This window comes from Streptomyces sp. CS113 (assembly GCF_002188365.1).
Lineage (GTDB): Bacteria > Actinomycetota > Actinomycetes > Streptomycetales > Streptomycetaceae > Streptomyces > Streptomyces tendae.
Genome location: NZ_KZ195574.1, coordinates 7,153,013 through 7,166,253 on the forward strand (window position 1 = coordinate 7,153,013; position 13,241 = coordinate 7,166,253).

At 74.4% G+C, this 13,241-nt stretch carries 11 protein-coding genes; 7 read left to right on the plus strand and 4 right to left on the minus strand.

From position 1 onward, the window contains the following. Positions 1 to 294: 294 nt before the first annotated feature. Entirely contained in the window at positions 295 to 2,058 is a 1,764-nt protein-coding gene (locus B9W62_RS32235; protein ID WP_087810442.1) for a P-loop NTPase family protein, read from the minus strand. 53 nt (positions 2,059 to 2,111) lie between these two features. Continuing rightward, entirely contained in the window at positions 2,112 to 2,306 is a 195-nt protein-coding gene (locus tag B9W62_RS32240) for a hypothetical protein (protein ID WP_003977410.1), read from the minus strand. A 201-nt stretch (positions 2,307 to 2,507) separates the two neighbouring features. On the opposite strand from B9W62_RS32240, the gene B9W62_RS32245 reads away from it, so the two are divergent. The 4 genes from B9W62_RS32245 to B9W62_RS32265 all read left to right on the plus strand — a co-directional run bounded on the left by B9W62_RS32245 (position 2,508) and on the right by B9W62_RS32265 (position 7,145). Then, positions 2,508 to 2,900, plus strand: a complete 393-nt coding sequence (locus B9W62_RS32245) for an ankyrin repeat domain-containing protein (protein ID WP_087810443.1) — start codon at positions 2,508 to 2,510, stop codon at positions 2,898 to 2,900. A 334-nt stretch (positions 2,901 to 3,234) separates the two neighbouring features. Then, positions 3,235 to 4,653, plus strand: a complete 1,419-nt coding sequence (locus tag B9W62_RS32255; RefSeq protein ID WP_087810444.1) for a hypothetical protein — start codon at positions 3,235 to 3,237, stop codon at positions 4,651 to 4,653. Between the two features lie 210 nt (positions 4,654 to 4,863). Continuing rightward, entirely contained in the window at positions 4,864 to 5,991 is a 1,128-nt protein-coding gene (locus tag B9W62_RS32260; RefSeq protein ID WP_087810445.1) for a glycosyltransferase family 4 protein, read from the plus strand. Beyond that, a complete protein-coding gene (locus B9W62_RS32265) occupies positions 5,988 to 7,145 on the plus strand; it encodes a glycosyltransferase (RefSeq protein WP_087810446.1) in 1,158 nt (385 codons plus the stop codon). The genes B9W62_RS32260 and B9W62_RS32265 overlap by 4 nt, the downstream gene beginning before the upstream one ends. Positions 7,146 to 7,506: 361 nt before the next feature. On the opposite strand, the gene B9W62_RS32270 is transcribed toward B9W62_RS32265, so the two are convergent. Further along, positions 7,507 to 8,340: a putative hydro-lyase gene (locus tag B9W62_RS32270; RefSeq protein WP_087810447.1), complete on the minus strand. Its 834-nt coding sequence runs from the start codon at positions 8,338 to 8,340 to the stop codon at positions 7,507 to 7,509. Next, positions 8,337 to 9,659 (minus strand): MFS transporter, encoded by a 1,323-nt coding sequence (locus tag B9W62_RS32275; RefSeq protein WP_087810448.1) that lies wholly within the window; start codon positions 9,657 to 9,659, stop codon positions 8,337 to 8,339. Before B9W62_RS32275 ends, B9W62_RS32270 begins: the two co-directional genes overlap by 4 nt. 129 nt (positions 9,660 to 9,788) lie before the next feature. Here B9W62_RS32275 and B9W62_RS32280 point away from each other — a divergent pair, with 129 nt between their 5' ends. The 3 genes from B9W62_RS32280 to B9W62_RS32290 all read left to right on the plus strand — a co-directional run bounded on the left by B9W62_RS32280 (position 9,789) and on the right by B9W62_RS32290 (position 13,225). Then, positions 9,789 to 10,484 carry a GntR family transcriptional regulator gene (locus tag B9W62_RS32280; protein WP_087810449.1) on the plus strand — a complete coding sequence of 232 codons (696 nt, stop codon included), beginning with the start codon at positions 9,789 to 9,791 and terminating at the stop codon, positions 10,482 to 10,484. 196 nt (positions 10,485 to 10,680) lie between these two features. Then, a complete protein-coding gene (locus B9W62_RS32285) occupies positions 10,681 to 12,207 on the plus strand; it encodes a hypothetical protein (RefSeq protein ID WP_087810450.1) in 1,527 nt (508 codons plus the stop codon). Between the two features lie 136 nt (positions 12,208 to 12,343). Then, entirely contained in the window at positions 12,344 to 13,225 is an 882-nt protein-coding gene (locus B9W62_RS32290; protein ID WP_087810451.1) for a hypothetical protein, read from the plus strand. Positions 13,226 to 13,241: the final 16 nt, after the last annotated feature.

Genomic DNA, 13,241 nt, shown 5'->3' on the forward strand with positions numbered 1-13,241 from the left:
CGGGCCGGGTCAAGCGCGGCGTGGGGGGACGCGGGCGACGGGCGGACGGTCGAGGCGCCAGTGAGGTGGCGTCCGGTGCCTTCGGCCGGTCGGGGCGGTAAGGGCGCGCCGGGTCGGCGCCGGTCGCTGACCCGGTGGACGGGCGCCTCGCACGCGTCACGGGAGGGCTCCGCCGGAGGCGAGGCGCCGTGGGCGCCGGAGCCCGTGGACACGGGCGCGGCCCGGAGGCGGACCGGCGGGAGATGCGCGAGGGGCCGGGGCGGAGCTGTGGGGTGCGTCGCCCCGGCCACCGGGTCAGGAGGTCTCCGCCGCGACGGCCTCGGCGGGGACCGGGTCGGCGGGGACCGGGTCAGTGGGAGCCGGCTCGGTCGGTGTCCCGGCCGCCGCCTTCTCCACCCTCACCGGGGCCTGTTCCGTGTCCGCCGCGGTCTCCTCCGGCTCGCTCGCGGCCAGGCCGGCCGGGGCGTCCTCCTTCTCCATCGAGACGGCCTTGGCCTTCGCCTCGGCCTCCGCCTCCGGGGGGAGGGGCGCCTGCTCCCCGTCGGCCGGGGTCGTGCGCGGCGGGAGCAGGTCGAGGACCGCCTGCCGGTGCGCCTCGCTCGTCGCGTCGTCGTAGGGGTCGGGGGTGGCCGGGACCTGGAGGCGGTGCACCGGCCCCGTGCCCAGACGGGCGTACCCCCGGCCGGGCGGGACCTGGGCGAGGGGCGTGGTGTGCGGGGGAGCGCCCAGTGCGTTCGACAGCTCGTCCGCGGTGGCCGGGCCGAGCACGACACGCGCGCGCGTGTGCTGCCGTACGGCGTCGGTGAGGCCGTCCAGGGCGTCCAGCTGGTCGGCGACGACCACGGTCACGTTCGCGGCCCGGCCGTGCCGCAGCGGGACCTGGAGCAGGGTCTGCGGGTCCCGGCGCCCGCCCGTGGCGGCGAGGTGGGTGAACGCCGTCGGACGGTCCAGGAAGACCCACAGGGGCCGCCGGGTGTCGTCCGGCGCCGCCAGGCCCTGCTGACGGGCCCGGTTCACGGAGATCAGCCGCCGTTCCGTCTCGGCGGCGGCCCACTCCAGGCTGGTCAGCGCACCGGTGAGGCCGCACTCCACGGCCAGGACGCCGTCCCGGCCGACCAGGCAGGCGTACTCTCCGGTGCCGCCGCCGTCGACGATCAGCAGATCGCCCTGGTGCAGCGCCTGGAGCGCGACCGAACGCAGCAGGGTCGAGGTGCCGGTGCCGGGCTGCCCCAGGACCAGCAGATGGGGCTCGGTCGAGCGGATGCCGGTGCGCCAGACGACCGGCGGCACGTCCCGCCGCTCCACGCCGTGGGTGAGCGGGAGCGTGCGCTGGACCCGGGTCGGGTCGGTGAAGCCGAGGACGGTCTCGCCGGGCGCCGTCACGAAACGCTGGGCGGCGATGTCGGTGGGCAGCGGCGCCAGGACGTCCACGGAGAGGTGGTTGGCCTCCTCGTCCCACGTGAAGTGGTACTCCCGGCCCCGGCCGGACTTCGCGGTGAGCAGGTGCTCGATCCGGGTCCGGGACTCCGCCTCCCCGTCCGTGAAGTAGGCCGGGTAGCGGATCACCAGGTGGGCGACGCGCCCGTCGTCGTCGAACTCGTACGCCGGGAACGCCTTCTCCCACCCGCCGCCGTGGACGTACAGGGGGTCGGGGTCCTCCGCGAGGGAGAAGTACGGGACCAGCGCCTCGTAGAGGGACTGCAAGCGCCGGGTCTGGGAGTCGTCGGGGCCCGCGGGCGCCGCCGGGGTGCGCTCCCTGCCCTGCCAGGCTGCCGCCGCCATCAGGGCGATGACGGCGAGCAGCGGGCCGTACGGCACGAGTGCCACCACCAGGACCACCGAGGCCACCAGGAACAGCAGCGCGCCGCGCCGGTCCTTGGGGGTCTCGGTCCATCTGCGCCGCGCGGCCGCGGCCAGTCGGCGCAGACCGCGGGCGATCGTGATCAGCGGCTGGAGGACGTCGGTGGCGCTGTCGGCCGCCGTCCGGGCCAGCTCCCGGCTCCGGGCGAGCTGTGCGCCGCCGTTGCTCAGAATGCGGGGGAGGGGCCGCCGGGCCACTGCTGCCTCCTGGAGGTGCGTACGTGCGGATGTCGGGCGGGGGGAGCGGGTCGTCAGAACTTGATGCCGCCGAGGAGGCCCGCGAGGCTCTCGCCGCCCGCCTTGATGCTGGGGGCGATGGCCGTACTCGCGAGATAGAACCCGAACAGTACGGCGACCAGCGCGTGCGAGGCCTTGAGGCCGTCCTTGCGGAAGAAGATGAAGACGACGATGCCGAGCAGGACCACGCCTGAGATCGAGAGGATCATGTGAGTTCTCCTGGTTCACGGGGACAGTCACCATGAGTACTTCCAGGCTCACAGCATGTATCTATACGATAAAAGGTGCAAATGGGGGAAATTCGACCGAATTACCTCGGGTGGCGGAGCGGTCCTTGGTCCGCTCGGGTGTCCCGCGAGCCAGTACCCTGGCGATTCGCCGAATGTTCGCAGTGAGAGGTGGTCCGGCCGATGAGTGAAGCCCCCGACCCCGAGGTCGTGGAGCTGGCGACCAAGATCTTCGATCTGGCCCGGCAGGGGCGCACCGAGGAGCTGGTCGCATACGTGGACGCCGGTGTTCCGGCCGACCTCACCAACGACCGCGGCGACTCCCTCGTCATGCTCGCCGCGTACCACGGGCACGCCGACGCGGTGCGCGCGCTGCTGACCCGCGGCGCCGACGCCGACCGCGTCAACGACCGGGGTCAGACGCCGCTCGCCGGAGCCGCCTTCAAGGGTGAAACGGACGTGACCAAGGCGCTGCTCGAGGCCGGCGCGGACCCGTCGGCGGGCACCCCGTCGGCCGTGGACACGGCGCGGATGTTCGCCCGGACGGACCTGCTGGAGCTGTTCGGCACCCGGTGACGGGACGGTGGAGTAGGTTCCGTCCGGGCCGCTCCACACTTTTCTGACCAGGAAAAACACGGAAAACGGGGGAGGCGGTACAGGGCCGCCGAAATTTCGGTCGCGGCAGATGTGACCGCCGGGCCATCATGACGACGTGGTTCACGGACGTGATGGCTGGGCAGATGTTGCCGCACCGCGCGGGCCGTGACACGGCTCGCAAGGGCCACCGACGAGAGGCAGAGGAACATGGTCTTCAGCAAGCAAGAGACGGCGGGCGCTCCGACGTGTTGGCGCACGGCCAGGTAACGCGTGCTCCCCGGTTGCGTCGACGCTTGATGTGAGGCTGTTTCCCATGTTCGATCCGGTCATAGCGCCCAGCGGTACGCTGCTCGGCCTGCTTCAGCGGGGTCGCGGCGACGGCACGCTGCACGCGCTCACCGCTCCGCGCGCCGAAGCGCTCGCGGCCCTGAACCACTGCGTGCTCCACGACCCCCGCCACGACTGGCAGGTCGAGAACCGCTCCCTCTACTACGCCCGCCTCTACCTCGACCTGAACGGCGAGCTGGACGCGATCGAGGCCCACCTCTTCGACCCCGAGGACGTCCTGGACGCCGACGAGTCGCGCACCGGGCTGGCCCTCGCCGTCCTCGGCCACCTCGCCTCCTACGGCAGGCTGGACGCGCTCCGACTGTTGCGCCGGTACGCCGCGCACGGCGTCAACTGGGCGTGGGCCCTGGACGAGCTGGCGCTGCGCGACGACGACGCGGGACTGCGCGCCCTCGCCGCGCCCGTCCTGGCCCGCTTCCCGCGCGACGCCGAGGGCGAGGCCGAGCTGGCCGCCGCGGTGCGGGACGCCTTCGAACCCCGGCCCTGGCGCCTGTGGGCCGACGACCCCCGCGAATCGATCGCCACGCGTGTGCGTGCCGCCCAGGAGACGGGCTGCTTCGACCGCTGGCAGCGACAGATGGACTCCACCGGACCGCGCCCAGGCTGGAGCGTACGAGCCGTGTTCGAGTGGGCCGAGCAGGGCGTCGAGCGCGGCACCCCGCTCCACGTGCCGGCCGCGCGCTGTCTCACGGCCGTCGCCGGGCCCGAGGACCGGCCCGAGATCGTCGAGGCCGCGCGGACGGGCACCGAGGGGGCCCGCTGCACCGCCCTGCGCTATCTCGCCGACAGCAATGACCCGGACGTCCTCGACCTGGTCGAGGGCGCCGTGGCCACCGGCTCGACACCGGTCGTGGAGGCCGCCGTCGCCGCCTACGAACGCATGCGCAGCCTCGCCGCGGTGGACCGGGCGCGCGGCTGGGTGCACCGGCCCGACGCCCTGGGGGCCGCCGCGGGCCGGGTGCTCGCCTGCCGGGGCGCCGCCCAGGACCGCGATCTCGTGCTCGCCGCGCTGCGGGAGGCGGTACGCGGCGAAGGGCCCGACGCGCCGACCCTGTGGACCCTCGTCGACGGCACCGGCCGGCTCGGCATCGCCTGCGCCGCGCCCGTACTGCGTCACATCTACCGCGAAACCGCCTCCTCCCACCTGCGCGGCCGGGCGGCCCGCGCGCTGGCCGCCACCGATCCGTCCTTCGCGGCCGGCTTCGCCATCGAGTGCCTGTGGGACTGCGAGGAGACCACCCGCGAAGTCGCCGCCCGCCATGCCGAGACCGGCGACAACCGCGTCGTCGAACGGCTGCGCAGGCTCGCCGCCGACCCGGCCGAGGAGGACGAGGTACAGACGGCGGTCCGCAGCCGCTTCGGACCGGACGCGCCCGCCGTGTGAGCGCCACGGGTGCCGGTGCGGCCGCGCGCCGTGGCGGCACCCGGCCGCGCGCCGCCAGGCCGCTCCCGGTGAACGGCGGATGGACCCCGGCTCAGGCGGGCGTGGCCGTGGCCCGGCCCGCCGGGTGGGCGGGGCAACGCTCACGGGACGTTCCTCGGCCGGAAAGATCGACGTTGACGCGAGCACGTCCAGTCCGGCGACAACACCGGTATGCGAGTCGTCATCGTGACCGAATCCTTTCCCCCCGATGTCAACGGCGTCGCCCACTGCGCGCTCCAGACCGCCCGGCACCTCGTGGGCCGCGGTCACGACTGCGTCGTCGTCGCGCCGGCCACCTCCGCCGCCGACGGGGCGGACACGTACGCCCCGTGCCGCGTCGTCCGGATCCCCTCCCTGCCGCTCCCCGGCTACCCGCAAGTGCGCGTCGCCCTGCCCAGCCGGCGGGTCGCCGCCGCGATCGCCGAACACCGCGCCGACCTCGTCCACCTGGCCGGGCCCTTCGTCCTCGGCGTCCGCGGCATGGCCGCCGCCGCCCGGCTCGGCGTCCCCGCCGTGGCCGTCTACCAGACCGACCTGGCCGGCTACGCCCGTACGTACATGGGGGAGGGCGAGGCCGCCGCCTGGCGGCGCATCCGCTCCGTGCACGCCGCCGCCGACCTCACCCTCGCCCCGTCCACCGCGGCCCTGCGCGACCTGGAGGCGCACGGTGTGCCCCGGGTCGGGCTGTGGCCGCGCGGCGTGGACACCGCCCGCTTCCGGCCCGGCCGGCGGGACGAGGCGCTGCGCCGCGCCCTCGCCCCGGACGGCGAGCTGATCGTCGGCTACGTCGGCCGCCTCGCCCCCGAGAAGCAGGTGGAACTGCTCTCCGGCGCCTGCGCCCTGGACGGCGTGCGCGTCGTGGTCGTCGGCGACGGACCCAGCCGCCCCGGCCTCGAGCAGGCGCTGCCGGGTGCCGTCTTCCTCGGCCGCCGCACCGGCGAGGAACTCGCCCGGGTCTTCGCCTCGCTGGACGTCTTCGTGCACACCGGCCCCTTCGAGACGTTCTGCCAGACCGTGCAGGAGGCCATGGCGAGCGGTGTGCCCGTCGTCGCGCCCGCGGCGGGCGGACCGCTGGACCTCGTGGCCCACGGCCGCACCGGGCCGCTCGTGCCCCCGCGCGACGCCGCCGCCGTACGGGACGCCGTGTGGTCCCTGTCCGCGGACCCCGGCCTGCGGGCCGCCTACGGCGCGGCCGGGAGGGCCGCCGTGGAGGGGCGCACCTGGGCGGCCGTCGGCGACCGGCTGATCGGGCACTACACGGACGTGCTCGCCTCCCGGAAGGCGGTGCTGGCGGCATGAACGCGCTGCGGATCGTCCGGCTCGCCAACTTCGTCGCCCCCGCGTCCGGCGGACTGCGCACCGCGCTGCGGGAACTGGGCCGGGGGTACCGCGCGGCCGGACACGAGCCCGTTCTCGTCGTCCCCGGCCCGCACGCCGACGACCGGGAGACCGCACAGGGCCGGGTGATCACACTCCCGGGGCGCCCGCTGCCGGGAACCGGCGGATACCGCGTCCTCACCGACAGGCGGCGGGTGGCCGCCCTGCTGGAGGAGCTGGCCCCCGACCGCCTGGAGGTGTCCGACCGCACCACCCTGCGCTGGACCGGCAGGTGGGCCCGGCGGGCCAGGGTCCCCGCCGTGATGGTCTCCCACGAGACCACCGACGGCGTGCTGCGCACCTGGGGGCTGCCCGAAGGCGCCGCCCGGCGCACCGCCGACGCCCTCAACGTCCGTACGGCGCACGCCTACGCGCGCGTGGTGTGCACCACGGAGTTCGCCGAGCGGGAGTTCGTCCGCATCGGGGCCCGCAACGTCGTACGGGCCCCGCTCGGCGTCGACCTCACCGGACGGCACCCCGGGCTGCGCGACCCGGGTACGAGGGCCCGGTACGCGCGCGGGGCCGAGACACTGCTGGTGATGTGCTCCCGGCTGTCCGTGGAGAAGCGGCCCGGCACCGCCCTCGACGCGCTGGCCGAACTCCGGCGGCGCGGCGGGCGGGCGGTGCTGGTGGTGGCCGGGGACGGGCCGCTGCGCCCGCGACTCGAACAGCGGGCGCGGGCCCGGGGCCTTCCGGTGACCTTTCTCGGCCATGTCGCCGACCCCGGGCTGCTCGGTGCCCTCCAGGCGTCCGCCGACGTGTGTCTGGCCCCGGGACCGGCCGAGACCTTCGGGCTCGCCGCGCTGGAGGCGCTGGCCTGTGGCACGCCCGTGGTGGCGAGCGCGTCCTCGGCGCTGCCCGAGGTGATCGGCGCGGCCGGGGCCGTCGCCGCCGACCACGCGGACGCCTTCGCGGACGCTGTGGAACTGCTCCTGGCACGCCGGGAGACGGACCGGCGGACGGCGGCACGCGCGCGTGCGGAGTGCTTCGGCTGGAGGACGGCCGTCGAGGCGTTCCTGGCCGCGCACGACGCGCCTCTCCCGACCCGACCCGTACGGCCGGAGGCCGTGTCCTGAGCCGCGTCGGCTGCGCGGCCCGGCGATCCGGGACGCGCCCGCCGCGACCGGGCGCGGCACCGCCCGCCAACGGCTCCACGCACGAGGTCGGCCCCGGCCCGCGGCCCACCCCGCGCCGCCGATGTGTCATGGGTGCGACGGGTGGGGCGGGTGCCCCGTGTCCCCGCGTCCCCGTGTGCTCCGCCGCGCGGGCGGGCCCGGTGCTGCTCACCCACCGGGTCCCGCGTACGGCCTCGACCCCGGCACGCGGCCCGGCCACTCGCTGCCGGGCTCGCGTACGGCGTCGGACCTGGCCCGTGCCCGGGGGGCGCGCACGAGGCCGGTCGCGGGCGGTCCCGTACCCGTGCCGAGGCACGCGGGATCACGCCACGCGGTACTGCTCGTCACGCGCGTCGGTGAGGAACATCTGCCCCGGCGCGTGGGTGAGCGCGAAGGGGGGCCGGGAGGCCATGACCGCCGCCTGCGGGGTCACGCCGCAGGCCCAGAACACCGGGATGTCGACCGGCTCGGGGTCCACGGCGTCGCCGAAGTCGGGCCGGTCCAGATCGGCGATGCCCAGCGCCGACGGGTCGCCGCAGTGCACCGGGCTGCCGTGCACCGCCGGGAGCAGACCGGTCTCGCGGATCGCCGCCGACAGGTGCGCGGGCGGCACCGGACGCATCGACACCACCATGGGCCCGCGCAGCCGCCCGGCCGGGCGGCACGCGCGCGTGGTGACGTACATCGGGACGTTGCGGCCCTGCTCGACGTGGCGGATCGGGACGCCCGCCGAGGCCAGGGCCCACTCGAAGGTGAAGCTGCACCCGATCAGGAACGTCACCAGGTCGTCCCGCCAGTGCTCCAGCACGTCCGTCGGCTCGTCCACCAGCTCGCCGTCCCGCCACACCCGGTAGCGCGGCAGATCGGTGCGCAGGTCCGCGCCGTCGGCGAGCACGGTGGTCCAGTCCCCGGCGTCGGTCACGTCGAGCACCGGGCAGGGCTGCGGGTTGCGGGTGCAGAACAGCAGCATGTCGTAGGCCCAGTCGGCGGGCACCGAGATCAGATTGGCCTGGGTGTGGCCGGCGGCGACCCCGGCCGTGGGGCCCGTCAGCCCCTTCCGAAAGCGGGCGCGGGCCGATTTCGGGCTCCACGCGTGCGCGTGCTCGTCGACCAGGGCGAGCGGCCGGTCCACGGCCGCGGGGTGCGGGCGGTTCATGCCAGTTCCTTTCCGCGGGTCTCCGGCAGCCCCAGCAGGGCCAGTGCCGCGATGGCGTAACCGATGGCGCCGAAGACCAGCGCGCCGCCCACGCCCCAGCTGTCGGCGAGGAAGCCGACCGTGGTGGGGAAGACGGCGCCCACGGCGCGCCCGGTGTTGTACGTGAAGCCCTGGCCCGCGCCCCGCACCGCCGTCGGATACAGCTCGCTCAGATACGAACCGAACCCGCTGAAGATGGCCGACATGCAGAAGCCGAGCGGGAAACCCAGCACCAGGAGCAGGGTGTTGGCGCCGCTGGGGATGTTCGCGTACGCCAGGATGCAGACCGCCGACAGCAGCGCGAAGAGCCAGATGTTGCGCCTGCGGCCCAGCACGTCGGTGAGCACACCGCCGGTGAGGTAGCCCAGGAAGGCACCCGAGATGAGGAACGTCAGATAGCCGCCGGTGCCGACCACCGACAGGTCGCGCTCGTCCTTCAGATACGTCGGAACCCAGGTGGCGAGGGTGTAGTAGCCGCCCTGGACGCCGGTGGAGAGCAGGCTCGCGAAGAGCGTGACGCGCAACAGCCCCGGCGAGTCGGCCGTGCCCGGCTTGAAGATGGCCGCGAACGAACCCTTGCCGGCCCCCTCCTCCCGGACCTCGGCGGCCCGCGGCGCGTCCTGGACGCTGCGCCGCACCCACACCACGAGCAGCGCGGGCAGCGCACCGGTCCAGAACATGACACGCCAGGCCAGGTCGTCCCCGGCGAGCGAGAAGACCAGCGTGTACACGACCACCGCGAGCGCCCAGCCCACGGCCCACGAGCTCTGGATCGCGCCGAGCGTCCGCCCGCGGTGCCGGGAGCTCGCGTACTCGGCCACCAGGATGGCGCCGACCGCCCACTCGCCGCCGAAGCCGAGGCCCTGGAGAGCGCGGAAGACCAGCAGTGTCTCGTAGTTGGGCGCGAAACCGCAGGCCACCGTGAAGACGGCGTAGGTGATCACGGTGAGCAACAGCGCCCTGACCCGCCCGACGCGGTCCGCCAGCACACCCGCGAGCGCGCCGCCGATCGCCGAGACGACCAGCGTGACCGTCGTGAGCAGACCGGTCTGACCGCTGTCGAGGTGGAAGTACGCGGCCAGCGCGACCATGGTCAGCGGCAGCGTGAAGTAGTCGTACGAGTCGAGGGCGTAGCCGCCGAACGCGCCGCCGAAGGCGCGGCGGCCCCGCGGGCCGAGGGCGCGCAGCCAGCCGAACGGGCCGTCTTCCGCGGCGTGTTCGGCGGTATCGGGAGAGCGGGTGCCGGCGGGGAGGACCGGCGGGGAAGGGGGTGTGCTCATGGTGCACCTCGCAGAGGGAGGACGGAGAGTGCGGATCGAGCGGGGACTTGGAGGCACCGTAGGGGATCGTTCAACGATCCCTCAATACCCCTGTTGTTTCGTTCTGGTATCTGCGATTGAATTCCGGGCATGGCAGAGCAGTTGACGGGACTGGCCGACGACCGCGCCCTCCTCGGGCGGACCAGCACCGCCGAGCGCGTCTCGGACATCCTCAGGAGCCGGATCGCCGAGGGCTACTTCCCGCCCGGGACGCGGTTGTCGGAGGACAGCATCGGCGGTGCCCTCGGCGTCTCCCGCAACACCCTGCGCGAGTCGTTCCGCCTGCTCACGCACGAACGCCTGCTCGTCCACGAGCTGAACCGGGGCGTCTTCGTCCGGGTCCTCACCGTCGAGGACGTCGAGGACATCTACCGCACCCGCTCCCTCGTCGAGTGCGCCGTCGTCCGCGGTCTCGGCGAGCCTCCGTACCCGCTGGACGGGCTCGCCGAGGCGGTCGAGGACGGGCGCCGGTCGGCCCGCGAAGGTGACTGGAAAGGTGTGGGTACCGCCAACATCCACTTCCACCGGGAGCTGGTCGCCCTCGCCGGCAGCGAACGCACCGACGAACTGATGCGCAGCGTCTTCGCCGAACTGCGCCTCGCCTTCCACGTCGTGGACGATCCGCGGCGCCTGCACGAGCCGTACATCGCCCGGAACGCGGAGATCCTGGCGGCCCTGGAGAGCGGCGAGCGGGAGACGGCGGCGCGACTGCTCGCGGTCTACCTGGAGAACTCGCTCAAGCGCGTCGTGGAGGTCTACCTGCGGCGGGTCGGGGACGAGGGGTAGGACCGGTCCGCCGAGAACGCACCGGGGCTCGCGAGAAGGCTTCAGGGCAGAACGCTTCAGGACAGAGGGCTCCAGAGCAGAAGGCATCAGCGCAGAAGGCATCGGGGTTCGGCGGCACGGCGTTCCGGCCACCGTGCCGCGGGGTCCATCTGCGCCGTTTGGGCCGATGTCAGACCGAGGACCTAGTCTGTGCACCGTGACTTCGCCTGCATCGACGGACAGCGTTCCGCCCCAGCTCAGCGCGGGGCCGCGCCCCGCCCCGGGCCCGGCCGCCGACGAGGGACTGGCGCGGCGGCTGCGCGCGCTCGCCTGCACGGCGCCGCTGCACGACCTCGACGCGCGCAAGGCCAACCTCGCCGGCGAGTACTCGGTGTACGGCATGGCGGAGGTCGCCCTGGCCGCCATCGACCTCGTCACGCTGAACATGGACTTCGACACGGGCGCCGACCACGACCAGATAGTGGCCAGGCTGATCCCGCGCGTCGCCGCCCAGGCCCCGCGCCGCCCCGCCGCCGAGCACGAGCGGGTGGCCCGCTGGGTCCTGGAGAACCTGATCAACGTCGGCAGCGTGGACCGCGGCTTCCGCGCGGTGTACGGCACCTTCGGACCGGACGGCACGTACGTACGGCGGGACTACGACTTCAAGCTGCTCGAAGAGGTCCCCGGTCCCGGCGGCACCGTCTACCTGCGCACCACCGACGAGGCGGTCAACGTCCTGGTCGGCGCCCTGGACACCGACGTCACCAGCGCCCAGATCGCCGCCGAGGTCAAGCTCGAGGTGCTGATCAGCCGGGGCCGCCTCGCCGACGCCCAGCTCGCCGCCGAACAGGCCCGGTACCGCACCGTCCAGTACTCGGAGACCCTGCGCCGCGCCCTGGACGCCACCCGGCGCAACGTCCGCGCGGTGGACTGGCTCAGCGCCGTCCCCGACATGATCGCCGAGGCCCTGGACCACGTCGCCGACCGCTACCGGCACGAGAACGCGATCCTCACCAACATCCGCAAGGCCCGCGACGAGACCGAGGACGCCGAGCACAAGCGCCGCGCCGCCGAGCTGGTCGACATCGTCAAGGACTGCATCCGCCGCCACACCCAGCTCCAGTCCCGCCTCCTGGAGGCCGGACCGCTCTTCCGCGCCGAGCAGGACCGGCAGGCCTTCGCCACCCCGCTGACCACCTCGGGACTCGACCTGTACGGCCACCTCGTCGCCCCCGTGCTGCCGTTGCCCGTGGAGCGGGCGCTCCGCGTCACCGACGCCTTCTTCGCCCGGGGCACCGGGCTGCGCACGCCCCTCTCCGTCCGGGTCGGCGACCTCGTCGACATACTCCTCACGCCGCCGGTGGAGCGGGAGCACCTCGGCGCCGAGATGCCGGAGCCCGACCTGATCGCCACCCCGGACGACAGCCGCTTCAGCGAGGAGCAGCTCGCCGCGGCCATGGAGTTGCTCGACCTGCCGCACGACGCGCCGCGCCGGCTGTCCGGGCTGCTGGCCGACGCCCGTGACCGCGACCGCGAGCTGCCGTACCTCGTCGCGCTGCTCGCCGTCCACGCCGCCAGCCCGCCGGTCGGCACGGCCTACCGCCAGGGCGAGCCGAAGCTGCTGTTCGCCGTCGACGACGGCACCGAGCTGGACGACCCCGAGTTCGGCGGCGCCGACCTCATCGTCGGCACGGCGCTGCTGGACGCGGCGGGAATGGCGGCGGACCGCACGGAGGCGGCATGAACCGGCGGCACCGCTTCCGGGACCGCCTCACCCGTCCCCTCAGCCACCGCCCCAGTCACCACCCCAGCCATCGCCCCAGCAACCACCCCAGCCATCGCCCCACCCCCGAGCCACAGCACAGCGAGGAGTACCGACCGTGACCGAGCACGCCGACCCGAGCGAGCCGGAGGCGGGTGCCGCGCCGACCACCGCGGCCGTCACGCCCGCCGACGCCGCCGACGCGGCGCGGCTCGTCGCCTTCGGTCTTCAGCCCAAGCTGCTGCCCGCCCGCGACCAGGAGTACGCCGACCTGCTGCGCCGCTACCGGGAGGACCCGCCCTTCGCGCGGCTCGCCGACGCCGTGGCGGCCGGACTCGGGCTGATCGTCCTGGAGGTGTCCCCGCGCGCGGGCATGGCGGTGACCGCCGCCGAGGACTCGGTGTTCGCCGTCCGCATGGGCGACTACGCGCGTCGTGCCGCCACCGACTCCGCTGACCGCTTCCTGCACGGCCTCGCCCACCTCGCCGTGGCCGCCATGGCCTACCCGCGCCCCGAGGACCTCGCCGACGACGGCTACATCGGCCGCGTCACGGTCAACGGCGTGGACGCGTTCGTCCGCCAGGCCTGCCGCAGACTCGAGGAGCGGGCCGAGCAGCAGGGCGAGAACACCGACCCGGCCACCGACGCCCCGGGCCTGGAGGCCGCCTGGCGGATCTGGGTCAGGCGCAGCGCGACCGGCGCCACCAAGGACGCGCGCAGACTCCCCGGCTCCACCACCGGCATCGTCGGCAAGGCCGCCGCCTTCCTCACCGAGTCCGGCTTCCTCCAGCGCACCGGCGACGACCACGGCGGCACCTACCGCACGACCGCCCGCTACCAGCTCCAGGTGCGCGACATGGCGGGCAGCGCCGCCCTGACGGAGCTGCTGGACCTGGGCGTCGTCCCGGTCACCGATGGCACCGCGACGCTGCTGCCCGCCGAGGAGACCGACGACCTGGAGCTGGTCGCCGACGCCGGCCTGCCCTTCCACTCCTCCTGACCCACACCCGTCCGAA